The organism is Streptomyces rimosus, from assembly GCF_008704655.1.
Classification (GTDB): Bacteria; Actinomycetota; Actinomycetes; order Streptomycetales; family Streptomycetaceae; genus Streptomyces; species Streptomyces rimosus.
The window spans coordinates 4,215,789-4,237,932 of record NZ_CP023688.1 but is presented as its reverse complement, the minus strand read 5'-3'; the positions used below and the strand labels follow the sequence as shown (position 1 = coordinate 4,237,932).

Sequence of the window (22,144 nt, the reverse complement as noted above, 5' to 3'; positions counted from 1 at the left end):
ACCAAGGACCGGACGGGGACCGGGCGGGCAGGCGCAAGCCCCCGCCCCGGCCGGGGCTCCGGCGGTCAGGTCCGTGGATGCTTGAGCCGCGCGGTCATCCAGCGCGCACGGCGGCGCAGGATGCGCGGAATGCCCAGCGGGTGGGCGAGGTCGGGGGACCCACCGGACACAAGGTCCGAGGCCCCCCTCTCCGGAGTGCCCGTCGCAGCGGCGCTGCTGCGGCGATCGCGTGCCACGTCACGGTAGTCGTGCGTCCAGCCCATACCCACGACTCTGCCCGTGCTCCGGGCTCCGTAATCGCTCGGCGGGCCGTCAATTGGCCTATGCGGGCGGCAATTGGCTGTTCGTCATACGTGCGTTCGGATCGGCTCGGCGTGTCGTACCACCCGACCCGGGTACCCCGGCCGCACCGGCGCGGAACGAACGGTTCCGGCCGCCGGTCCTACCGGTCGGGCTCCGGGTCCTTCAGCCAGTTGATCAGCTCGGTGGAGAACGCCACCGGGTCCTCCTCGTGCGGGAAGTGCCCGAGGCCGTCGAAGAGCCGCCAGCGGTACGGGGCCTCCACGTACTCCCCGGAGCCGGCCGCGCTGCGGGTGCGCACCACCGGGTCGAGCGAGCCGTGCAGGTGCAGCGTCGGCACCCGTACGGGCCACTTCATGCGCCGGTTGAACTGGATGCCGTCCGGCCGGGCCATCGAGCGCACCATCCAGCGGTACGGCTCGACCGTGCAGTGCGCCGTCGAGGGGATCGTCATCGCCCGCCGGTAGACGTCGATGTCCTCGTCCTCGGGCAGCTGCGGCCCGGACCAGTCCCGGATCAGACGCCCCACCAGGGCGGCGTCGTCCGCCACCAGTCGGCGCTCGGGCAGCCACGGCTGCTGGAACCCCCAGATGTGGGAGCTCTGCCTGCTCTGCTTGAAGTCGGCGAGCATCGCCGCCCGCCAGCGCCGCGGGTGCGGCATCGAGGACACCGCCAGCCGCCGCACCAGCTTCGGCCGCATCACAGCCGCCGTCCATGCCAGGTAGCCGCCGAGGTCGTGCCCGACGAGCGCGGCGTCCGGCTCGCCGAGGGACCGTACGACGCCGGTGATGTCCAGGGCCAGGTTGGCCGGATCGTAACCGCGCGGCGTACGGTCGCTGCCGCCCACGCCCCGCAGGTCCATCGCCACCGCACGGAAACCCGCCTCGGCGAGCGCCGGGAGCTGATGCCGCCAGGCCCACCAGAACTGCGGGAAGCCGTGCAGCAACAGCACCAGCGGGCCGTCGCCCATCTCGGCGATGTGGAAACGCGCGCCGTTGGCCGCCACGTCCCGGTGGATCCAGGGCCCGTCGGGACGTACGACCGCGTCGGAACTGTCGGGAGCCGTCATACGGAGGAGCGTGTCACAGACTCCAGGACCGGGTGGTCCTCGGTGGCCGGACGCGGATGCGGCTTGACGTTCTGCAGGACGGCCGCGGTCTCCTTGGCCGAGGTGATGGTCTTCTCCGGCTTCTTGATCTTCTTCAGCTTGGCCACCGCCACCAGCACCAGCAGCAGGGCGATGACCAGGAAGGCGCCGCCGACGATCAGGAAGGACCAGGCGAGGCCGAGCCCGAGATTGTGGATGCCGTAGGCGGCCGCGAAGCTCAGCACCGGCAGCGCAAACAGCGCGAGCGCGCCCGCCGCGAGGAACGCGGCGCTGCCGATGCCGGCCCGCTTCGCGTCCTGCCGCAGCTCGGCCTTGGCCAGTGCGATTTCGTCGTGCACCAGCGCGGACATCTCGGCGGTGGCCGTGGCCACCAGCTGTCCGAGGCTGCGGTCCGCGCCGTCGTCGGCTGTGCTCATCGACGTCTCCCTCTTGTCTTCTCCCGGATGCAAAGCCTCTCAGATCATGCCGGACCATCGTCCCCGGCGTCGGCGCCGGAGGCCACTTCGGCAAGGCGGCGGTGTTCCGCGGCCTTCGCTTCCAAGATCTTCGCCATCCTCAGGTGGTACTCCGGGTTGCCCTGTTCGTACACGTCCGGGATGCCGTCCAGGTCCTCGTCCCGGTCCTCTTCGTCGCAGAGCTTGCGGTACTTGGCGTTACGTATCTTCAGCAGGATTCCGGAGAACACCGCGGCGATCAGCGAGCCGGTCAGCACGGCTGCCTTGATCTCGTCGGTCAGCAGCGGGTCGTCGGTGAACGCCAGCTCGCCGATGAGCAGGGAGACCGTGAAGCCGATGCCGGCGAGCGCGGCGACGGCGAACACGTCCGGCCATCTCAGGTCGGGGTTCAGCTCGGCCTTGGTGAAGCGGGCCGCGCACCACGTGCCGCCGAATATGCCGACCGCCTTGCCGACGACGAGACCGAGCACCACACCCAGCGTCTCCGGCTTGGTGAAGACGTCGTGCAGCGCGCCGCCGGAGACCGACACACCCGCCGAGAAGAGGGCGAACAGCGGCACCGCGAGACCGGCCGAGACGGGCCGCACTAGGTGCTCGATGTGCTCGCCCGGCGACTGCTCCTCGCCGTCGCGGCGGTGGCAGCGCAGCATCAGGCCCATGGCGACGCCCGCGATGGTGGCGTGGACGCCGCTGTTGTACATCAGGCCCCAGATGACCAGGGCGAGCGGCACGTAGATGTACCAGCCGCGTACGCCCTTGCGCAGCAGCAGGTAGAAGACGGCGAGGCCGGCGACGGCGAAGCCGAGCGCCACGAAGTTGAGCTGCGAGGTGAAGAAGACCGCGATGATCAGGATCGCGAAGAGGTCGTCGACGACGGCGAGGGTGAGCAGGAAGGCGCGCAGCGCGGACGGCAGGGACGTGCCGATGACGGCGAGGACGGCCAGCGCGAAGGCGATGTCGGTGGCGGTCGGCACCGCCCAGCCGTTCGTCGAGCCGCCGCCCACCGTGTTGACCAGGAAGTAGACGAGCGCGGGCATCGCCATGCCGCACAGCGCGGCGACCACCGGGAGGACGGCCTTCTTGGGCTCGCGCAGATCGCCCGCGACCAGTTCGCGCTTCAGCTCGATGCCGGCGACGAAGAAGAAGACGGCGAGCAGGCCGTCGGCGGCCCAGTGCTGTACGGACAGGTCCAGCCCGATGGAGCCGAAGCCGAGGTGGAAGCTGCGTACCGCCTCGTAGCTGCCGCCCAGCGTGTTCGCCCACACGAGGGCCACGACGGCGGCGATCAGCAGCAGAACACCGCCCACCGTCTCGGCGCGCAGGGCGTCCGTGATGAAGGTCCGCTCGGGCAGGGACATCCGCCCGAGGAATGTGGATCGGCGGGTGTGGGGCGCGCTCACGCGAGGACCTCCGGTCGTACGGCAGCTGAATATGGCTGTTGCAGTTGCCGACCAGACTTCCCGGCGCACCCTCGGTGTGATGTTGTCGCGTTCTTGACGCGATCCATACTCTACCTGGGCCGCACAAGGAACATTCCGGCGAACTTCACCTTACGGGCATATGGGGCGTTCAGCCGCCCGGCAGCAGGTGAGGGGAGCCCGGAACAGGAAAGGGCACCCGGCCGGCCTGCGGACGGGTGCCCTGCGGGGCGGCGGTCAGTCCTCGGAACGCTCGGTCGAGCGCGAATCTCCGGTGCCGGCCGCCGGTGTGCCTGCGGTGTGCTGCTTCTTCAGGGGTTTGCGGGTGCCTCTGCACGGGGCGTACGGACCTCGTACGGACCCCATACGCCCCCGGTGCTCAGTCCTCGCTCGACGCGCTCGGCAGCTTGGCCTGGATGAGGTCCATGACCGTGGAGTCGGTCAGCGTCGTGACGTCGCCCAGGTCGCGGTTCTCGGCCACGTCCCGCAGCAGCCGGCGCATGATCTTGCCGGAGCGGGTCTTCGGCAGCTCGGCCACCGGCATGATCCGCTTCGGCTTGGCGATCGGGCCCAGCTGCTTGGCGACGTGCGCCCGCAGCTCCTCCACGAGCCCCTCGTCCTCGGCCGCGCCACCGCGCAGGATGACGAACGCGCAGATCGCCTGGGTCGTCTGCGGGTCGGCCGCGCCGACGACCGCGGCCTCGGCGACCTTGGGGTGCGAGACCAGCGCGGACTCGACCTCGGTGGTGGAGATGTTGTGGCCGGACACCAGCATCACGTCGTCCACCCGGCCGAGCAGCCAGATGTCGCCGTCCTCGTCCTTCTTCGCGCCGTCACCCGCGAAGTACTTGTCCTGGAAGCGGGACCAGTAGGTGTCCAGGTAGCGCTGGTCGTCGCCCCAGATCGTGCGGAGCATGGACGGCCACGGCTCGGTCAGGACCAGGTAGCCGCCGCCTCCGTCCGGCACCTCGTGGGCCTCGTCGTCCACGACGGTGGCCGCGATGCCGGGCAGCGGGCGCTGCGCGGAGCCGGGCTTGGTCTCCGTGACGCCCGGCAGCGGGCTGAGCATCATGCCGCCGGTCTCCGTCTGCCACCAGGTGTCCACGATCGGGGCCTGGTCGGCGCCGATGTGCTTGCGGTACCACATCCACGCCTCCGGGTTGATGGGCTCGCCCACCGAACCGAGGACCCGCAGCGAGGACAGGTCGTACTTGGCGGGGATGTCGTCGCCCCACTTCATGCACGCGCGGATCGCGGTCGGAGCCGTGTAGAGGATCGTGACGCCGTACTTCTGCACGATCTCCCACCAGCGGCCCTGGTGCGGGGTGTCGGGCGTGCCCTCGTAGAGCACCTCGGTCGCGCCGTTGGCCAGCGGGCCGTAGGTGATGTACGAGTGGCCGGTGACCCAGCCGACGTCGGCGGTGCACCAGTAGACGTCGGTCTCCGGCTTGAGGTCGAAGACGGCGTGGTGGGTGTAGGCCACCTGGGTGAGGTAGCCGCCGGTGGTGTGCAGGATGCCCTTGGGCTTACCGGTGGTGCCGGAGGTGTAGAGGATGAACAGCGGGTGCTCGGCGTCGAACGCCTCCGGGGTGTGGGTCTCGCTCTGCCGCCCGACGATCTCGTGCCACCACACGTCGCGGCCCTCGGTCCAGGCCACGTCCTCCTGGCCGGTGCGGCGCACGACCAGGACGCTGCGCACGTTCTCCGTACCCGGGCGGGTCAGCGCCTCGTCGACGGCGGGCTTGAGGGCGGAGGGCTTGCCGCGCCGGTAGCCGCCGTCCGCGGTGATCACGACGCGGGCGTCGGCGTCGTTGATACGGGTCGCCAGCGCGTCCGCGGAGAAGCCGCCGAAGACGACCGAGTGCGGAGCGCCCAGGCGGGCGCAGGCCAGCATGGCGATGACCGCCTCGGGGATCATCGGCAGGTAGATCGCGACCCGGTCGCCGGCCACCACGCCCAGCTCGGTCAGCGCGTTGGCGGCCTGCGAGACCTCGCGCTGGAGCTCGGCGTAGGTGATGGCGCGGGTGTCGCCGGGCTCGCCCTCGAAGTGGATGGCCACGCGGTCGCCGAGGCCGTTCTCCACATGGCGGTCCACGCAGTTGTACGCGACGTTGAGCTTGCCGTCGGCGAACCACTTGGCGAACGGCGGGTTGGACCAGTCGAGCGTTTCGGTGGGCTCGCTCGCCCAGGTCAGGCGCTTGGCCTGGGTGGCCCAGAAGCCCAGCCGGTCCGCTGCGGCCCGTTCGTACGCCTCGGCGGTGACGTTGGCGTTCGCGGCCAGTTCCGCGGGCGGCGCGAACCGCCGCTCCTCCTTCAAAAGGTTGGCCAGGCTTTCGTTGCTCACGTCATCTCCCATTCCCAGGGCGTGCGATGTGTCCCGGCCATAGCTCATCAGCCCACCGCCCGGCCTGACAAGGGCTGTGGACAAAAATTGGTGTAGACCTTTACTGTCCGCAGGTCAAGTGGCATTTCCGGTGGGGGATGAGGGTGGCCGGAAGGGGTGAGACAGGCGTGCGGGCCGACGCCCTTCCACCCGCTCCTGCCACTGCCCCTCCGCCCGCCCGGTCACGCCGTCACCGCCGCCGCTCCCGGCCGTACCGCGCAGAACGTCCCGGTGGCCCGGTCGAGGACGTACGCCTGGGCCTCGGCCACGTGGAAGTACATCCCGTGCAGGGTGAGCGCGCCCTCGGCGACACGCCGGGCGACGCAGGGGTACGACATCAAGTGGTGCAGCTGCTGCACGACGTTGACGAGCGCGAGCCGTTCCACGTCGTCGGCCACCGGGCGCTCGGCCAGCGCCACCTCGCCCCGGCCCAGCCGCCCGATCCGCTGCATGCGCGCCAGGCTCGGACGGCCGTGCCGCAGCCAGCGCGCGAGCGGTGTCTGCGCGCCCGGCTCGTGGTCGGCGCCGAGCAGCGCCTGCATCGCGCCGCACCCCGAATGCCCGCAGACGGTCAGCGAGCCGACCTTCAGCACCTCGACGGCGTACTCGATGGCCGCGCCCACCGAGTCGCAGGTGTGGTCCGTGCCGGGCGGCGGCATCAGGTTGCCGACGTTGCGGACGGTGAACAGGTCGCCCGGACCGCTCGCGGTGATCATGCTGGTGACCAGCCGTGAGTCGGCGCAGGTCAGGAAGAGCTGGCTGGGCCGCTGGCCTTCGTGGGCCAGCCGCGCCAGCTCGTCCCGTACGAGCGGAGCCGTATGGCGCTGGAACGCGCGCACCCCGCCGAGCAGTTGACTGCCGCTGGACGGTGACGTCGCTTCCTGGGGCGGACGGGTGCAGTGATGGTTGCGCCACGGGGTCCACGGCCGGCAGTGGTGGACGCTCGCGGGCTCCGCGATCGGGCGCCCGGCGCGCCCGCCGAGGCTCACCCAGCCGCCGCCGGCGCGGTGCGCGTCGGTCCAGGCCCGCAGGGCTTCGTACGCGGCGTGGTCCATGAAGGAACCGCCCAGCTCGATCACCACGACCGCGTCGGCGGGGATCTGGGCCAGGGCCCGGGTCAGCCTCGGTACCGCGAGGAACGTCAACTGCCCGTTGACCCGGACCCGGTGGCGGCCCTCCTCGACGCTGACCGTGACCCGGGTGTGGGTCAGCCGCCGCAGTGACAGGAAGACCGCGACCGCGATCCCCAGGCCCACCCCCTGGAGCACGCCGAAGAGCACCACACCGCCCAAGGTGGCCGCGTAGACCGGGAATTCGCGGTGCCGCTGTACGTGCTTGATGTGCGCGAAGCTCACCATCCGTACGCCGACGACCATGACCAGGGCGGCGAGCGAGGCCAGCGGGATCAGTTCCAGGGCCGAGGCGAGCAGACCGGCGCACAGCACCACCCAGACGCCGTGCAGCACGGTCGCGCGCCGGGTGGCCGCGCCCGCCCGCACGTTCGCCGAGCCGCGCATCGCGCCGCCGGCCACCGGCAGGCCGCCCAGCAGCCCGGAGAGGGCGTTGGCGACGCCCTGGCCCGCCAGTTCGCGGTTCAGGTCGGTACGGGGCGCGGGGCCGACGCGGTCGGTGCGGTCGGCGGCGAGGCGGTCCACCGCGACCGCCGACAGCAGCGACTCCATGCTGGCGACGAGGGTGACGGTCAGGACGGCCGCGGCGATCGCCAGGACCGGGGCGTCCGGGAGGGCGGGCAGCGCCTGCGGCGCCCAGTCGGGCAGCGCGACGCGCGGGACCGGCACGGCCGCGCTCACGGCGGTGGCGGCGGCCACGGCGGCCAGCGGGGCGGGAACCGTACGCAGCAGCCGGCCGGTCCGCCCCGGCAGCCGCGGCCAGCCGGCCAGCACCGCGACCGTGACGGCGCCGATGAGCAGGGCGGACGCGTGCGGGTGCGCCAACTGGCCGGGCAGCGCCGCGAGATTGTCGACCGCCGAGCTGTCGGGGCTGCCGCCGAGCGCCACGTGCAGCTGCCCGACGGCGATCGTGACGCCGATGCCTGCGAGCATGCCGTGCACGATCGCGGGACTGATCGCGAGCGCGCCCCTGGCGACCCGTACGGCGCCGAGGGCCAGTTGGGTCAGCCCGGCGAGGACCGTGATGGCGCAGGTGGCGCGCCAGCCGTAGCGCTGGACCAGCTCGGCGGTGACCACGAGCAGGCTCGTCGCGGCGCCGCTGACCTGGAGGGGCGCGCCGCCGAGCAGCCCGGCGACGATGCCGCCGACGGCCGTGGCGATCAGACCCGCCTGGAGGGGCGCGCCGGTGGCCAGCGCGAGGCCGAGCGAGAGCGGTACGGCGATCAGGAAGACGACGAGCGAGGCGGACAGGTCGCCGTGCCAGGCCGCCCGGCGGCTGCCGGACGGCGGCCGGGGGTGTGGCGAACTCGGCGCGGTCGGTGGCCCTGGGGGCTTCTGGAACTGCGACATTCCCGTCTCCTCCGGGGCGGCGCGGTCGCGCGGGGCGCGATCGTGGGCGGCGGTGTGCTGCGGCGGGACGCGAGCCGGCCGACCGGAGTCATGTTCTGACGGCTCGGTGGCTCTCAAGCATCGGTAAATGAAGCGTAATGACGCGTAAAGGTCGGGAGAAGCTTTTTCGGGCATCCGGGGCAATCGTTCCGTCCTTCGAGTGAATGTGGCGCCGAGTCGCTTGTCCTTTTAAGGACCTTTCCTTGGCTTATGCGAGCTTAAGAGCGGTTAATCAGCTTTTTCGATTTTTCCGTCCCGCAGTTCGCACACCAGGGAGCGAGGTGGCTGATGGCAGCCGCAACGAAGGTCACGGCCGGGATCGTCACGACGTTGGCGCTGGCGGCGGTCGCCGGCTGCGCCGCGGGGGACGGGAACGGTCCGAACGGCGCCCAAGGGGGCCGGGCGGCGCCGCAGCGCACCGCCCAGCAGATCAAGCTGATCGGCGACGGCTCGACCGCGTACACCGGGGCGCAGCCGATGCAGCCGAAGGCCGAACGCCTCAGACCCGGGGAACGGCCGCCGCAGTTCGTGGTCTTCTCCTGGGACGGCGCCGGTGAGGACAGCCAGAAGCTGTTCTCCCACTTCCGGGCGGTCGGCAAGAAGTACGACGCCCGGATGACGTACTTCCTCAGCGGCGTCTACCTGCTGCCGGGCAACAAGAAGGAGGTGTACCAGCCGCCCAAGCACAGCCCCGGCGCCTCCGACATCGGCTTCAACGACGTCAAGGGGGTCCGGGCCACCGTCGAGCAGATGCGCGGCGCCTGGATGGACGGCAACGAGATCGGCACCCACTTCAACGGCCACTTCTGCGGCGCCAACGGCGGGGTGGGCACCTGGTCGCCGGAGGAGTGGAAGAGCGAGATCCGGCAGGCCGAGGCGTTCGTCAAGTCCTGGAAGACCAACACCGGGCTGAAGTCCGAGAAGCCGCTGCCGTTCGACTACAGCAAGGAACTCGTCGGCGGGCGCGCCCCCTGCCTGGAAGGCCAGCGCAACCTGATCCCGGCCGCCAAGGCGATGGGCTTCCGCTACGACTCCAGCTCGGTCGGCGGCCGGCAGCTGTGGCCCAAGCAGATCGACGGCATCTGGGACTTCCCGCTCCAGCAGATCCCCGTACCGGGCCGGTCCTTCGAGACGCTCTCGATGGACTACAACTTCCTGGCCAACCAGTCCGGTACGACCAGGGGCAACCCGGCGATGCACGCCACCTGGGGCAAGCAGATGCGGGACGGCCTGGTCGCCGCGTTCGAGCGCGCCGACAAGGGCAACCGGGCGCCGCTCTTCGTGGGCAACCACTTCGAGTCCTGGAACGGCGGCACCTACATGCGCGCCGTGGAGGACGCCATCAAGACCATCTGCCCCCGTGAGGGCGTGCGGTGCGTGACGTTCAAGCAACTGGCCGACTGGCTGGACGCGCAGGACCCGCGGGTGCTGGACAAGCTGCGCGCGCTGCCGGTGGGCGAGGCCCCGAAGGGCGGCTGGAAGAGCTATCTGACCGCGCCCTCCGCGGAGCCCGGCGCGCCGGGCGGACCCGCCGGCTCGGCCGGCCCGGCCAAGCCGGCGCGAAAGGACGCGGAGTAGGACGGAGCCACGGCGTCGGGCGGGCGGCGCGGTGCCGCGGTGACGTGTCAGGCGGGCTGCGGGGCGCCCGCCGGCGCGGGCTCGGCGAGTACGAAGGCGGGGTCGACCTGGGCGGCCAGGTCGGCGCCCGTCTTCGCGTTCGCCCAGCTCTCCGCGTTCTTGAGGTGGAAGTGCACCATCTGGCGGGTGTAGCGCTCCCAGTCGCGCTGCTCGTACGTTTCGTCAGCGGCGGCGTGCAGCTCCTTCAGGGCCTGCCGGTGGTCGGCCTCCAGCAGGTCGAAGCGGTGCGGCCGGCCCTTCTCCATGGCCCGCACCCACGCCGAGTCCCCCACCGTCAGCAGCAGGTCCTCGCCCACCTCGTCGGCCAGGAAGGCGGCGTCGTCCGGGCCCTGGACCTTGTTGCCGACGACCTTGAGGGCGATGCCGTAGTCGCGTGCGTAGTCCCGGTACTGGCGGTAGACCGCGACGCCCTTACGGGTCGGCTCGGCGACCAGGAAGGTCAGGTCGAAACGGGTGAACATGCCGGAGGCGAAGGAGTCCGAACCGGCCGTCATGTCGACGACGACGTACTCGTCGCGGCCGTCCACGAGGTGGTTCAGGCACAGTTCCACCGCGCCGACCTTGGAGTGGTAACAGGCCACCCCGAGGTCGGACTCGGCAAAGGGCCCGGTCGCCATCAGGCGCACCGTTTCGCCCTCCTCCAGGAGCACCGGCCGGGCGCAGGCCGCGTACACCGGGTTCTCCTCGACGACGCGCAGCAGCCGGGAGCCCTCCCCGGGCGGCGTCGTCTTGATCATCGTCTCGGCGGAGGCGATACGCGGGTTGGTGCCCCGCAGATAGTCCTTGACCAGCGGCAGCCGGGCACCGAGCGCGGGCAGCGCGGCGGCCTCCGCCTCGTCCATGCCGAGGGCGGTGGCCAGGTGCTGGTTGATGTCGGCGTCCACCGCGATCACGGGGACGCGGGCGGCGGCGAGGTGGCGGATGAACAGGGAGGACAGCGTGGTCTTGCCACTGCCGCCCTTCCCCACGAACGCGATCTTCATGTTCACGAAGCGTAATCGCGAGGTTGCCTTGGGTGAGAGGTTCGGGTGAAGAAGACCACTCATTCGAGCGGTTCGGCCTTGCGGCCTGTGAGGTGCGTAGGGTCGTACCCATGAGTACGACAGCCGATCCGCTCGCGACCCTGGCCTCGCTCCCGGGCGTCGCCGACTCCGTGGACTCCGTACGCAAGAGCGTGGACCGGGTCTACGGGCACCGGATCATGCGGCGGCGCAGCAACGAGGTCACCTCCGAGGCGGCGCTGCGCGGCGCGCGCGCTTCCGCGGCGCTGGCCGGTGCCGACTGGGCGCTGGAGGAGGTGCGGCGGCGCAGCGACTTCGGCGTCGAGGGCGAGCCGCGGACGGTCGGCGCCGCGTTGCGGCTGACCGCGGAGGCCGGGCAGCTGCTGAGCGTGTGGCGGCAGTCGCCGCTGCGGGTGCTGGCGCGGCTGCACCTGGTGGCGGCGAGCGGCGACGCGGACCAGGACTCGGTCGGGCGGCCCCGGCTCGCGGGCGAGCCCGTGGACGAACCCCTGGTGGAGCTTCCGCTGCCGGACGCCGACGAAGTGGCCGGGCGGCTGGACGGGCTGGCGCGGCTGCTGCTGGCGGGCAGCGAGGCGCCCGCTCTGGTGGTGGCCGCGGTGGTGCACGGCGAACTGTTGGCGTTGCGGCCCTTCGGCTCGTACAACGGGCTGGTCGCGCGGGCGGCCGAACGCCTCGTACTCGTGGGCAGCGGTCTCGACCCGAAGTCGGTGTGCCCCGCGGAGGTCGGCCACGCCGAACAGGACCGGGCCGCCTATGTGGCCGCGCTGGAGAGCTATGTGTCCGGCACTCCGGAGGGCATGGCGGCGTGGATCGCGCACTGCGGGCGGGCGGTCGAGCTGGGCGCCCGCGAGAGCACGGCGGTGTGCGAGGCGATGCAGCGCGGGGCGGCGTAAGCCGTTCGCGGGGGCCCGCGCCGCAAAGAGATGCGGCGGTACCCAGTCCTTCCGGTACCGCCGCTGGCACGTCCGCCGGGTTACCAAGCGTGCTCCGTATGTGCCGATCAGGTCGGAGTACTTGGTCCGTTACCTGGTGCGGCTGGCCCGTAATCGACGGGTCGGCGTCGCGTGGGTGCCCGGCTTTCGTGCTTCGGTCCGTGGGGCCTTGATGCGTGAAAGGTCTTCCTCTCGGATGTCCTCGGTCTCGCGGGCCGTTACGTCCTTTGTACTCCTGGCGCGAGGAAAGCGGAACCCCTCACCACAGTTCTTTACTTTTCCCTTCAAACTCGGGTGATACGGGCAAAATCCGGGCGCCGCCGGCTCGCGTACCAGACCAGGCCCGCCGTCGCGGCGGCCGCTCCTATGGCGGCCACCGTGGCCAGCACCGGCCGCGACGGCATGCTCAGGGACGGCAGTCGCTGCTTGAGCTGGACCGGCCGGTTGAAGGAGAGCACCGGCCAGCCCCGGTTGGCGGCCTCGCGGCGCAGCGCCCGGTCCGGATTGACCGCGAAGGGGTGCCCGACGGCTTCGAGCATCGGTACGTCGGTCGCCGAATCGCTGTAGGCGTAGCAGCGCGCCAGGTCGTAGCCCTCCGAGGCGGCGAGGTCCTTGACCGCCTGCGCCTTGGTCGGCCCGTAGGCGTAGTACTCCACCTCGCCCGTGAAGCGGCCGTCGTCGCCGACGACCATACGGGTGGCCACCACGCGGTCGGCGCCGAGCAGCCGGCCGATCGGCTCGACCACCTCGGCGCCCGAGGTGGAGACGATCACCACGTCGCGGCCGGCGGTGTGGTGCTCCTCGATGAGGGAGGCGGCCTCGTCGTAGATGAGCGGGTCGATCAGTTCGTGGAGGGTCTCCGCGACGATCTCCCGGACCTGGGCCACGTCCCAGCCCCGGCAGAGCGCCGAGAGGTATTCGCGCATCCGCTCCATCTGCTCGTGGTCCGCGCCGCCGGCGAGGAAGACGAACTGGGCGTAGGCGGTGCGCAGTACGGCCCGGCGATTGATCAGGCCGCCTTGGTAGAACGACTTGCTGAAGGTCAGCGTGCTCGACTTAGCAATGACTGTCTTGTCCAGGTCGAAGAACGCGGCTGTGCGGGGTGTCGAGTGAGTCGCCGAGTGGGGCACGGAGTGGTTTTCCACGAGGCGAGCATAGGCGCCCACCATTCGGCGTAAGGTGTGGCGCGTGGGTTTGCCTGAGAAGGCTCTCGGGTACACCATGGAAGTCACGGATCGTTCGCGACCGTGCTAACCCGGTCCGACTCCTCCCCCCCCGAGTCGGCCGTGGGGACGACCCCCGCTCTCCCCCCCGGCGGGGGTCGTCGCATGTCCGGACGCGTTTTTGGCCGTCCGAGGCGGATCAGCCGCTTCCTCTTGAATGTTCGATCATGGCTTGCTGACGCCTGTTATAGGTCACCGAGCGTAGTCGTGGCGCTGCTCTAAGGGAGCCCTCAAGGTCGCCGGTATAGGTGACTGGGATATTCACAGGCATTGAGTTGTCCACAGTTTTGGACCAAGATCCGCGGGATTTTCCGGATCGCTGCACGGTGAAAGTCCGCGAGTTCGCGGATGTGTGAGTTGTGTAGCGATTGGGGAACGGAACGTGGCCGGACGCATGACTTCCGATCAACCGCAGGGGACGGCTGAACATCCCGGCGGACCGCTGATCGTCACGGAGGACGACACCCTCCTCGACGACCTACTGAGACTGTGCGCCGCGGCCGGTACGACACCGGAAGTGGCGCGGGGCGGCACGGCCCGCAGCCGCGGCCGGGGCTGGGCGTCGGCCCCGCTGGTGATCGTCGGTGACGACTGCGCGCCCCGGCTGTGCGGCGCGGCCCGCCGGGACGGCGTGGTGCTCGTCGCCCGGGGCGCGGACGAGCGGCCGCTGTGGCAGTTGGCCGTCGCCCTCGGCGCCGAACGGGTGCTGGTGCTCCCCGGCGGCGAGAGCTGGCTGGTGGACCGCATCGCCGACGCGGCGGAGGGCGCCGGTCCCGCCGCCGTGACGGTGGGGGTGATCGGCGGCAGCGGCGGCGCCGGCGCGAGCACCCTCGCCTGCGCCCTGGCCGTCACTGCCGCCCGCGCCCACCGGCGCACGATTCTGATCGACGCGGACCCGCTGGGCGGCGGTCTCGACGTCCTGCTCGGCGGCGAGAAGGAGGAGGGGCTGCGCTGGCCCGCCTTCGCCGAGTCGCGCGGCCGGGTGGCCGGCGGCGCCCTGGAGGAGTCGCTGCCGCGGCTGCATTCCCTGCGCGTACTGAGCTGGGACCGCGGCGACGCGGTGGTGATCCCGCCCCAGGCGATGCGCGCGGTCGTGGCGGCGGCGCGCAGACGGGGCGGCGCCGTGGTGGTCGACCTGCCGCGCCGGCTGGACGACGCGGTCGCGGAAGCCCTCGCGCAGGTCGATGTCGGCCTGCTGGTCGTCCCCGCCGAACTCCGGGCGGTCGCGGCGGCCCGGCGGGTGGCGGCGGGCGTCCGGGCGGTGCTGCCCGATCTACGGGTGGTGACGCGCGACGGCCCCGGGACGGACGCCGGCCGCGCCCCCGAGCTGAGCCCCGAGGAGGTCGCCCGTTTGCTGGCCCTGCCACTGGCCGGGGAGCTGGGCTGGGAGCCCGGCCTCTCCGCCGACCTGAGGCGCGGGGCACCGCCCGGGTCGAACGCGCGGGGACCGTTGCGGCACTTCGGAGAGGCGCTGTGGGAGCGGGTGGTGCCGCGGCGGCAGGCGGCCGGGGAGGCGGAGCGGTCGGCGGTCCGGCCGGAGCGGTGGGCGGGCTGCGGTGCGGGTGCCGGGGGTGACTCGTCATGAGGACGGTAGGCCCCGAGGACATGCCTTCCGCCGCTCGGCCGGGGATCGGTGCCGGACTGCTGGAGGCGGTACGAGGGCGGCTGGCCGAGGCCGGGGCGGAGCCGACGCCCGCGCGGGTGGCGATGGCGCTGCGCGCCGAGGGACGGCTGCTCGGGGACGCGGAGGTGCTGGGCGTTGTGTCCGCCCTGCGGTCGGAAATGATCGGCAGCGGCCCCCTCGAACCGCTCATCACCGCACCGGATGTGACGGACGTACTGGTCACCGCGCCGGACGAGGTGTGGGTCGACCGGGGCGCCGGCCTGGAGCGCACGCCCGTGCGCTTCGCCGACGAGGCAGCCGTACGCCGCCTCGCGCAGCGGCTGGCGTCCGTGGCCGGACGGCGGCTGGACGACGCCCGCCCCTGGGTGGACGCCCGTCTGCCCGACGGCACCCGCCTGCACGCCGTACTGCCCCCGGTGGCGGTCGCGGGCACCTGCCTGTCGCTGCGCGTCCTGCGCCCGCGCGCCTTCACCCTGGCCGAACTGGTGGCGGCGGGCACGGTGCCGCCGGACGGCGACCGGCTGCTGCGCGCCGTGCTGGACGCCCGGCTCTCCTTCCTGATCAGCGGCGGTACGGGCTCCGGAAAGACAACCCTGCTCAGCTCGTTGCTGAGCCTCGTCGGCCCGTCCGAACGGCTCGTACTGGCCGAGGATTCCGCGGAGCTGAGACCGCACCACCCTCACGTCGTACGGCTGGAGACCCGGCCCGCGAACCAGGAGGGCGCCGGCCGCGTCACCCTGCGGGACCTCGTGCGGCAGGCCCTGCGGATGCGCCCGGACCGGCTGGTGGTCGGCGAGGTGCGCGGCGCGGAGGTCACGGACCTGCTGGCGGCGCTGAATACCGGCCATGAGGGCGGCTCGGGCACCGTGCACGCGAACGCCCCGTGCGACGTACCGGCGCGCCTGGAGGCCCTCGGTTCGACGGCCGGGCTCGACCGGGCAGCGCTGCACAGCCAGCTGGCGGCCGCCCTGTCGGTGGTGCTGCATCTCGTACGGGACAGATCCGGCCGTCGGCGGCTTGCGCAGGTGGACGTGCTGGAGCGGGGGCGGGACGGATTCGTGGTGACCGTACCGGCCGCGGTGTGGGCGCCGGACGGCTTCCAAGAGGCGCCCGGGTGGGCGCGGTTGACGAAGCTCTGCGAGCGGGGGAGGGGCGCGAAATGAGCCAGGTCGGCGCGGCGATGGTCGGGACGGTCCCGGTGTGTGCGGCGGTGCTGTGCGCGGGAGTTGCGGTCTGGATGTCCGGTGGACGGAACGACGACGTACGACGGGCACGGTTGCTGTTCGTGGGCGGAGAGCGGGCGGGCCCGGAGGGCGCTACTGCTCCTGCACCGCCCGGCGGAGCACAAGTACGACTCCGGCAGACGCTGAGGAAGCGACAAGAAAAGGCCCGGCGATGGGCTTACCGAACGGCCTCCCGGTGCATCCGGGGCCGTAGCGCGGATGAGCCGAGCGAGAACCCCCGCACTCCTTGGGAGTTGTGGTGCGTACCCGTCGGCATCGTCGTCGGCGTGCTGATCAGGTCGGTGCTGCCGGTGGTCGGCGCCGTGGTGTCGATGGCCCTGATCCGGCGCCGGTTGCGGGCCCGCGAACGAGAGCGGGAGCGGGAGCGCCGGGGTGACGCGGTGATCGAGCTGTGCGAGGCGGTGGCGGGCGAGTTGCGGGCCGGCCGTCAGCCCGGCCAGGCACTCGTGGCAACCGGTGCCGAGGGCTTCGGCGAGGCGGGCACCGCAGTGGTGGCGGCGGCGCGGTTCGGCGGTGATGTGCCACGGGCCTTACGGGCGGCGGCGCGGCTGCCCGGCGCGGAAGGGCTGGCCGGTGTGGCGGCGTGCTGGCAGGTGGCGGTGGTCGGCGGTGCCGGACTGGCCGCCGGGCTGGACCGCATCGCTTCGGGTCTCCGGGAGCAGCGCGACCAAAGCGACGATTTGAAAGCGCAGTTGGCCGGGCCGCGAGCAACAGCGCTGATGCTCGCGCTCCTGCCGGCCGGCGGTCTCGCGCTGGGCAGCGCGCTGGGCGCGGACCCGCTCCGAGTGCTGTTGCACACCCCCGCCGGATGGGCGTGCTTGCTGGTCGGTGGCCTTCTGGAGTGGTGCGGCGTGGCCTGGACGGCTCGCATCATCAGGGCCGCGGAGGGGAGCGGACATGTCCACTGACGCTCTCCGGGGCCCCACCGGGGGTGGCGATGTCCCGAACGTTATCCACAGCCTGGGGATTGTTCTGTCGATTCTCGTCGCCGGGGCGTGTGTGCTCTCGGCCGTACGGGAGTGCCACGGCGTACGGACTGCGCGGCGACGGGCCTGGGCGCTACTGGATGACGGGTTCGGGGAGCGGTCTAGGTCTCTGCCTCGGTCTTTGTTCTGGGATCGGGCTCGAAGGAGGCGGGTCGGGTGGTTGCGGGAGTGGGCGAGGGGCGCGGCGGTTGCGGCGGCCGTGGCCATTCTCGTCGGCGGAGCGACCGGCGTCGTGATCGGACTCGCCGTGGCGTACGGAGCCGGCCTACGGCAGCGTCGTGCGAAGGCGCGGGCGGAGCGGCGGGCGGCGGAGGCGGGCCTGCGCGCGGCGCTGGCACCGGCGGCGGACCTGCTGGCCGCTTGCCTCGCGGCGGGCGCCGGGCCGAGAGAAGCCGCCGATGCGGTGGGGCGGTCGGCGGACGGCACGGTCGGCGTACGGCTGCGACGTGTGGCCGCCGAACTCCGGCTGGGCGCCGAGCCGTCGGCGGCGTGGCAGCGATTCGGGGAACTCCCCGGCGCCCGTGACCTGACCCGCTGCATGGAGCGGGCGGGCATATCCGGAGTCCCGGCCGTAGAAGGCGTCGCCCGGATCGCCGCGGGGCTCCGCGCGGCGGCGCACCGTACAGCGGCCGAACGGGCGCGACGAGCCGCGGTGTTGGTCACGTTTCCGCTGGCGGCGTGCTTCTTGCCCGCGTTTCTGGTGATCGGGGTGGCACCGGTGCTGATCGGGCTGGCGGGAGAGCTCATGGCACACAACTGACTGACGGCCCGCGCCATATCCACACCAACATCTCAGACCGACCAATTTCTGAGCACACGATCAAGGGGGAAATGATGTTCGTACGACGGTGGTTTCCGCGTGGCCTTCTGATGGCCGGACGCGCCAGGGGAGTGGCCGCGGCCCTGGCTGTCCGGCGCGGTGACGCGGCGGACCGGGGCATGACCACGGCGGAGTATGCCGTGGGGACGCTGGCGGCGTGTGCGGCCGCGGCCGTGCTCTACAAGGTGCTGTCGGGCGGCGCGGTGGAAGCGGCGTTGCGCTCGGTGATCGGGAAGGCCCTCGGCGTCGATGTCTGACGACGAGCGCGATGAGAGGCACGTGCGGCGCGGGAAGCCCGTACGCGACGAAGGGTACGTAACGGCCGAAGCCGCTCTGGTGATCCCGGCCTTGGTCCTGTTCACGGGGGCGCTCCTCTGGGGCCTGATGGCCGCGTGCGCCCAGATCCAGTGCGTGGACGCGGCGCGGGCCGGGGCACGGGCGGCGGCCCGGTCGGAGACGCCGGCGGCCGTCGACGCGGTGGCCCGTGGCGCGGCCCCGCGAGGTGCGCGGGTGGCGCAGTCACGGAAGGGCGACCTGGTGCAGGTACGCGTGATCGCGGCGGCGCCCGGCCCGGCGGCGCTCGCGCTGACGCTCCGAGGGGAGGCGACGGCTCTTGCGGAGGACACGGTGGGGCGATGAGGGCTCGGCCACGGTGTGGGCGGTGTTCGCGGCGATGGCGCTGTGCACGGTGTTCGCGGTGGTGATCGCCATGGCCCAGGTGGTCGTGGCACGTCACCGGGCGGGCGCGGCGGCGGACTTGGCGGCGCTGGCCGCCGCGGACCGGGCACTCGGGAGCGCGACGGCGGCCTGCGGCGCCGCGCGCCGGGTGGTGGCCGCCCAGGACGCGCGTCTGGTGCGGTGCACCGTACGGGGCGACATCGCGGACGTCACGGCACGCGCCCGTACCGGACCGTTCACCTCGGACATCCGCGCCCGCGCGGGTCCGCCCACGGCCCTGGGAACGGAGCCCATACCCGGCGGCGACGCCCCCGGCACCTGACCCATCCCAACGGTCCCCACGCCCCGTCCCGAGGAGGTTTTACCGAACGGTCGACCACCCGTCGTCCCTGCTCGCCTAGCGTTCAGGCATCCACTGAACGCGACGTGCGGGCCCCTCCGGGCAGGACAGGAGGGGCCCGTGGGGGAGGCATGCCGTGACGGCGATCGACGTACGGAAGGTGGCGGATGCGCTGCCGGGCGCCTGGAGTTCTCGTTCCCTGGGGCGAGCGGGCGCGGCCGACGTGAAGGTGCTGCGCATGAATGAGCTGCCGGGAGAGGAGGAGGCCCATGACACGGCCGAGGTGCTGTTCGTGCTCGACGGCAGGTTGGAGCTGACGGTCGACGGCGCGGCCGTGTCCGTAGGGCAGGGCGAGATGTACGTGGTGCCGGCGGGCGCTCCGCACGCGGTGCGCGCCGGGAGCCGCGGGACCTTGGTGATCGTCGAGGCTACGTGAGGCGGGTCGGAGCGAGGTGGCGGGAGGAGAGGTCCGCCCACACCCGAACGGGGTCAAGATGCAGTTCGTGAGGTCCCATGCAATCCGCGGCCAGTGTGGCGACAAGGGTCCCGCAAGCACCGCAGGCCCTATTGCGTCCCCCGGTGCCCAACGGCCCGCAGCAGCCGTGGTGCTTGCCGAGTCCGTCGGCCGGCCGTAGGCCGGGTACGTCGTCGGGGTGCACGATCACGCTGTCCCGGGGGTCGGCGGAGATCATGCCCGTCATGTCCGGTGGCATGAGCAGGGCACGGTCGTCGTCGCCTCCGCGCCGGTCACCGGGGCCGGGGGCCACGAAGGGGGCGCCCCACGGTTCGGGATCGATCGCGTAGTGGCCCGGCGGCACGGTGGACGGCGCCAGGCCCGTCTTCCTGTCGCGGTCCTTCTCGTGCGCCGACACGTCGGGTACAGCGGCCAGCGCCCGCAGGTCGGGCGTGAGCGTGGCACCGCACTTGGCGCAACAGAAGACGGCCATGGGGGAGGGCGGTGACCTTTCAGCTGTTCTCGGCAGGCCGTCGCGGCGCATGCCTCAGGAGTTCCGTCAGGAGGCGGACGGCGCCCCGTTTGTGGAGGGGGTCGTTGCCGTTGCCGCACTTGGGGGACTGGATGCAGGACGGGCAGCCGGCCTCGCACTCACAGGAGGCGATGGCCTTGCGGGTGGCGGCGAGCCATTCGGGGGCGGTGTGGAAGGCGCGTTCGGCGAAGCCCGCGCCGCCCGGGTGGCCGTCGTAGACGAAGACGGTGGGCAGGAGCGTGTCGGGGTGCAGGGGGAGGGAGACGCCGCCGATGTCCCAGCGGTCGCAGGTGGCGAACAGCGGCAGCAGCCCGATGGAGGCGTGTTCGGCCGCGTGCAGGGCGCCGCCGAGCTGTTCGGGGTTGACCCGCGCCGCGTCGAGCTGGTCCTCGGTGACGGTCCACCACACGGCCCGGGTGCGCAGCGTACGGGGCGGCAGGTCGAGCTTGGTCTCGCCCAGCACCTCGCCGGTGATGAGCCGGCGGCGCAGGTAGGAGACGACCTGGTTGGTGACCTCGACCGAGCCGAAGCACAGCCGCGAGTCGCCCCAGGGGATCTCCGTCTCGGTCTCCAGGATGGAGACGGCGGTGGTGTCGCGGGCGGTCGTCGAATACGGCGGGTCGGCCTCCTCGACGAGGGCCACGTCGTCTTCCAGGTCCAGGTGCTTGACCAGGTACGTACGGCCCTGGTGCAGGTGGACGGCGCCGCCGTGGACGGTGGTGTGCGCGGCGGCCGCGTCCACCGTGCCCAGCAGCCGGCCGGTGCCCGCCTCCACGATCTGTACGGGCGAGCCGCCCTGGCCCCGGATGTCCGCGAGGTCGGCGGCCCGTTCGCGGCGGGTCCAGTGCCACGCCTTGGCACGGCGGCGCAGCAGCTTGCGCGCCTCCAAGGAGGGCAGGATGTGCGGCACGGCCGGGCCGAAGAGCGAGAAGTCGTCCTCGGTGAGCGGCAGTTCGGCGGCCGCTGCGCACAGGTGCGGGGCGAGGACGTACGGGTTGTCCGGGTCCAGGACGGTGGATTCCACGGGCTGGTCGAACAGCGCCTCGGGGTGGTGCACGAGGTAGGTGTCCAGCGGGTCGTCGCGGGCGACGAGGATCGCGAGCGCCCCCTGGCCGCTGCGTCCCGCCCGCCCGGCCTGCTGCCACAGGGAGGCGCGGGTGCCCGGATATCCGGCGATCAGGACCGCGTCCAGGCCGGAGACGTCCACGCCCAGCTCCAGGGCCGTGGTGGCGGCCAGGCCGAGCAGGTCACCGGTGTGCAGCGCGCGCTCCAGCGCGCGCCGCTCCTCGGGCAGATAGCCGCCCCGGTACGCCGCCACCCGACTCGCCAGCGCCCGGTCGATCGCCCCCAGCCGCTCCTGCGTGATGAGGGCGATCAGCTCGGCGCCGCGCCGGGACCGTACGAAGGCGACGGTGCGTACGTCCTGGAGGGCGAGGTCGGTCAGCAGGTCGGCGGTTTCGGCGGTGGCGGTACGGCGTACGGGTGCGCCCTGCTCGCCGTGCAGCTCCGTCAGCGGCGGTTCCCACAGGGCGAACACGACCTCGCCGCGCGGCGAGGTGTCCTCCGTGACCTCGGCCACAGGCTGCCCGATGAGCCGCTCGGCCGCCTGCGCCGGCTCGGCGGCGGTGGCCGAGGCCAGCAGGAAGACCGGCTCGGACCCGTACCGGGCGCAGATCCGCCGCAGGCGGCGTATGACCTGCGCCACATGGGAGCCGAAGACGCCCCGGTAAGTGTGGCACTCGTCGATGACGACGTACTTCAGGGCGCGCAGGAAGGACGACCAGCGGGGGTGGGCCGGGAGGATGCCCAGGTGCAGCATGTCGGGGTTGGTGAGCACGTAGTTGCCGTACTGGCGCACCCATTCGCGTTCCTCGACCGGCGTGTCCCCGTCGTACACGGCGGGCCGCACCGCGCTGCCCAGCGGCGCCGCCAGCTCGCCGACGGCGCGCCGCTGGTCGGCGGCGAGCGCCTTGGTGGGCGCGAGGTACAGGGCCGTGGCGCCGCGCCCGTTCGGGGCCTCGGAGCCCTCCAGGAGGCCGGACAGCACCGGCACCAGATAGGCGAGCGATTTGCCGGACGCGGTACCGGTGGCGATGACGACCGACTCGCCGCGCAGCGCGTGCTCGACCGTACGGGCCTGATGCGTCCACGGGCGCTCGATCCCGGCCGCGCGGACGGCGTCGGCCACCTCCGGGCGGATCCGTGCGGGCCATTCCGCATGGCTGCCGATGCGCGGGGGCAAGTGCTCCGTATGAGTGATGCGCGTAGCGCGGGACGCCCCCTGGGTGAGACGGTCCAGGACCGTGCGCGGGGAGGGTCTGGTGCCCCCGTCCGGGGGCAGCTGATTGGAGGCCATCGGCACCGAGTGTGTCACCGGTGTGACGGACAATGCGCACAAGGCGTCGTGCACGCCTGCTGGTAAGTGATTGAATGCCATCGCGGCTGCCGATCCATGGGGGGCGACCGCT

At 72.2% G+C, this 22,144-nt stretch carries 20 protein-coding genes; 10 read left to right on the top strand and 10 right to left on the bottom strand.

Translation table 11 applies throughout. The features are described from left to right. Window positions 1-65: 65 nt before the first annotated feature. The 6 genes from CP984_RS42065 to CP984_RS17690 form a co-directional block, all read right to left on the bottom strand. Window positions 66-263 carry a hypothetical protein gene (locus CP984_RS42065; protein ID WP_053202008.1) on the bottom strand — a complete coding sequence of 66 codons (198 nt, stop codon included), beginning with the start codon at window positions 261-263 and terminating at the stop codon, window positions 66-68. Window positions 264-442: 179 nt separating this feature from the next. Further along, a complete protein-coding gene (locus CP984_RS17710) occupies window positions 443-1,369 on the bottom strand; it encodes an alpha/beta fold hydrolase (protein WP_003981524.1) in 927 nt (308 codons plus the stop codon). Continuing rightward, complete coding sequence (locus tag CP984_RS17705; protein WP_003981523.1) at window positions 1,366-1,824, bottom strand: phage holin family protein; 459 nt, start codon at window positions 1,822-1,824, stop codon at window positions 1,366-1,368. Before CP984_RS17705 ends, CP984_RS17710 begins: the two co-directional genes overlap by 4 nt. A 44-nt stretch (window positions 1,825-1,868) precedes the next feature. Further along, window positions 1,869-3,221: a Na+/H+ antiporter NhaA gene (gene nhaA, locus CP984_RS17700; RefSeq protein ID WP_202480209.1), complete on the bottom strand. Its 1,353-nt coding sequence runs from the start codon at window positions 3,219-3,221 to the stop codon at window positions 1,869-1,871. Window positions 3,222-3,660: 439 nt separating this feature from the next. Continuing rightward, window positions 3,661-5,625, bottom strand: coding sequence for an acetate--CoA ligase (gene acs, locus CP984_RS17695; protein ID WP_003981521.1), 1,965 nt, complete (start codon window positions 5,623-5,625; stop codon window positions 3,661-3,663). 221 nt (window positions 5,626-5,846) lie between these two features. Further along, the gene (locus CP984_RS17690; protein ID WP_030183771.1) at window positions 5,847-8,144 is read right to left on the bottom strand and encodes a SulP family inorganic anion transporter; all 2,298 of its coding nucleotides are present in this window, start codon (window positions 8,142-8,144) and stop codon (window positions 5,847-5,849) included. Between the two features lie 327 nt (window positions 8,145-8,471). Between CP984_RS17690 and CP984_RS17685 the strand changes: the two genes are divergently transcribed. Next, window positions 8,472-9,761: a polysaccharide deacetylase family protein gene (locus tag CP984_RS17685; RefSeq protein ID WP_004571889.1), complete on the top strand. Its 1,290-nt coding sequence runs from the start codon at window positions 8,472-8,474 to the stop codon at window positions 9,759-9,761. A 47-nt stretch (window positions 9,762-9,808) separates the two neighbouring features. On the opposite strand, the gene CP984_RS17680 is transcribed toward CP984_RS17685, so the two are convergent. After that, window positions 9,809-10,804, bottom strand: coding sequence for an ATP-binding protein (locus CP984_RS17680; protein ID WP_030183767.1), 996 nt, complete (start codon window positions 10,802-10,804; stop codon window positions 9,809-9,811). A 110-nt stretch (window positions 10,805-10,914) separates the two neighbouring features. Between CP984_RS17680 and CP984_RS17675 the strand changes: the two genes are divergently transcribed. Then, a complete protein-coding gene (locus tag CP984_RS17675) occupies window positions 10,915-11,736 on the top strand; it encodes a Fic family protein (RefSeq protein ID WP_004571887.1) in 822 nt (273 codons plus the stop codon). 323 nt (window positions 11,737-12,059) lie between these two features. On the opposite strand, the gene CP984_RS17670 is transcribed toward CP984_RS17675, so the two are convergent. Further along, a complete protein-coding gene (locus CP984_RS17670) occupies window positions 12,060-12,944 on the bottom strand; it encodes an HAD family hydrolase (RefSeq protein WP_030183764.1) in 885 nt (294 codons plus the stop codon). 448 nt (window positions 12,945-13,392) lie between these two features. On the opposite strand from CP984_RS17670, the gene ssd reads away from it, so the two are divergent. The 8 genes from ssd (at window position 13,393) to CP984_RS17630 (ending at window position 19,126) form a co-directional block, all read left to right on the top strand. Beyond that, window positions 13,393-14,583 carry a septum site-determining protein Ssd gene (gene ssd, locus CP984_RS17665; RefSeq protein WP_004571885.1) on the top strand — a complete coding sequence of 397 codons (1,191 nt, stop codon included), beginning with the start codon at window positions 13,393-13,395 and terminating at the stop codon, window positions 14,581-14,583. A 20-nt stretch (window positions 14,584-14,603) separates the two neighbouring features. Next, the gene (locus CP984_RS17660; RefSeq protein ID WP_004571884.1) at window positions 14,604-15,785 is read left to right on the top strand and encodes a TadA family conjugal transfer-associated ATPase; all 1,182 of its coding nucleotides are present in this window, start codon (window positions 14,604-14,606) and stop codon (window positions 15,783-15,785) included. Between the two features lie 347 nt (window positions 15,786-16,132). After that, entirely contained in the window at window positions 16,133-16,774 is a 642-nt protein-coding gene (locus tag CP984_RS42805) for a type II secretion system F family protein (protein ID WP_306464397.1), read from the top strand. A 277-nt stretch (window positions 16,775-17,051) separates the two neighbouring features. Then, entirely contained in the window at window positions 17,052-17,612 is a 561-nt protein-coding gene (locus tag CP984_RS17650; RefSeq protein WP_306464398.1) for a type II secretion system F family protein, read from the top strand. Window positions 17,613-17,743: 131 nt separating this feature from the next. Continuing rightward, the gene (locus CP984_RS17645) at window positions 17,744-17,929 is read left to right on the top strand and encodes a DUF4244 domain-containing protein (protein WP_004571881.1); all 186 of its coding nucleotides are present in this window, start codon (window positions 17,744-17,746) and stop codon (window positions 17,927-17,929) included. Next, window positions 17,922-18,311 carry a TadE family type IV pilus minor pilin gene (locus CP984_RS17640; protein WP_004571880.1) on the top strand — a complete coding sequence of 130 codons (390 nt, stop codon included), beginning with the start codon at window positions 17,922-17,924 and terminating at the stop codon, window positions 18,309-18,311. Before CP984_RS17645 ends, CP984_RS17640 begins: the two co-directional genes overlap by 8 nt. Beyond that, on the top strand, window positions 18,286-18,672 hold the full coding sequence (locus CP984_RS17635) for an Rv3654c family TadE-like protein (protein ID WP_078575510.1): 387 nt from the start codon (window positions 18,286-18,288) through the stop codon (window positions 18,670-18,672). The genes CP984_RS17640 and CP984_RS17635 overlap by 26 nt, the downstream gene beginning before the upstream one ends. Before the next feature lie 154 nt (window positions 18,673-18,826). Beyond that, complete coding sequence (locus tag CP984_RS17630) at window positions 18,827-19,126, top strand: cupin domain-containing protein (RefSeq protein WP_004571878.1); 300 nt, start codon at window positions 18,827-18,829, stop codon at window positions 19,124-19,126. Here the strand turns inward: CP984_RS17630 and CP984_RS17625 are convergent. Both CP984_RS17625 and CP984_RS17620 read right to left on the bottom strand, forming a co-directional pair. Further along, on the bottom strand, window positions 19,119-19,637 hold the full coding sequence (locus CP984_RS17625; protein ID WP_004571877.1) for a hypothetical protein: 519 nt from the start codon (window positions 19,635-19,637) through the stop codon (window positions 19,119-19,121). The two genes, CP984_RS17630 and CP984_RS17625, sit on opposite strands and share 8 nt — an antisense overlap. Before the next feature lie 19 nt (window positions 19,638-19,656). Beyond that, on the bottom strand, window positions 19,657-22,113 hold the full coding sequence (locus CP984_RS17620) for a DEAD/DEAH box helicase (protein ID WP_078575509.1): 2,457 nt from the start codon (window positions 22,111-22,113) through the stop codon (window positions 19,657-19,659). Window positions 22,114-22,144 lie beyond the last annotated feature (31 nt).

What these genes read in the sequence shown, in the direction of transcription:
- nhaA (WP_202480209.1), bottom strand. Translation starts at nt 3,221, where the DNA reads ATGTCCCTGCCCGAGCGGACCTTCATCACGGACGCCCTGCGCGCCGAG.
- CP984_RS17680 (WP_030183767.1), bottom strand. Translation starts at nt 10,804, where the DNA reads ATGAAGATCGCGTTCGTGGGGAAGGGCGGCAGTGGCAAGACCACGCTG.
- CP984_RS17685 (WP_004571889.1), top strand. Translation starts at nt 8,472, where the DNA reads ATGGCAGCCGCAACGAAGGTCACGGCCGGGATCGTCACGACGTTGGCG.
- CP984_RS17660 (WP_004571884.1), top strand. Translation starts at nt 14,604, where the DNA reads ATGCCTTCCGCCGCTCGGCCGGGGATCGGTGCCGGACTGCTGGAGGCG.
- CP984_RS17670 (WP_030183764.1), bottom strand. Translation starts at nt 12,944, where the DNA reads ATGGTGGGCGCCTATGCTCGCCTCGTGGAAAACCACTCCGTGCCCCAC.
- CP984_RS17690 (WP_030183771.1), bottom strand. Translation starts at nt 8,144, where the DNA reads ATGTCGCAGTTCCAGAAGCCCCCAGGGCCACCGACCGCGCCGAGTTCG.
- ssd (WP_004571885.1), top strand. Translation starts at nt 13,393, where the DNA reads ATGACTTCCGATCAACCGCAGGGGACGGCTGAACATCCCGGCGGACCG.
- CP984_RS17625 (WP_004571877.1), bottom strand. Translation starts at nt 19,637, where the DNA reads ATGGCCGTCTTCTGTTGCGCCAAGTGCGGTGCCACGCTCACGCCCGAC.
- CP984_RS17710 (WP_003981524.1), bottom strand. Translation starts at nt 1,369, where the DNA reads ATGACGGCTCCCGACAGTTCCGACGCGGTCGTACGTCCCGACGGGCCC.
- CP984_RS17640 (WP_004571880.1), top strand. Translation starts at nt 17,922, where the DNA reads ATGTCTGACGACGAGCGCGATGAGAGGCACGTGCGGCGCGGGAAGCCC.
- CP984_RS17620 (WP_078575509.1), bottom strand. Translation starts at nt 22,113, where the DNA reads ATGGCATTCAATCACTTACCAGCAGGCGTGCACGACGCCTTGTGCGCA.
- CP984_RS17705 (WP_003981523.1), bottom strand. Translation starts at nt 1,824, where the DNA reads ATGAGCACAGCCGACGACGGCGCGGACCGCAGCCTCGGACAGCTGGTG.
- CP984_RS17675 (WP_004571887.1), top strand. Translation starts at nt 10,915, where the DNA reads ATGAGTACGACAGCCGATCCGCTCGCGACCCTGGCCTCGCTCCCGGGC.
- CP984_RS42065 (WP_053202008.1), bottom strand. Translation starts at nt 263, where the DNA reads ATGGGCTGGACGCACGACTACCGTGACGTGGCACGCGATCGCCGCAGC.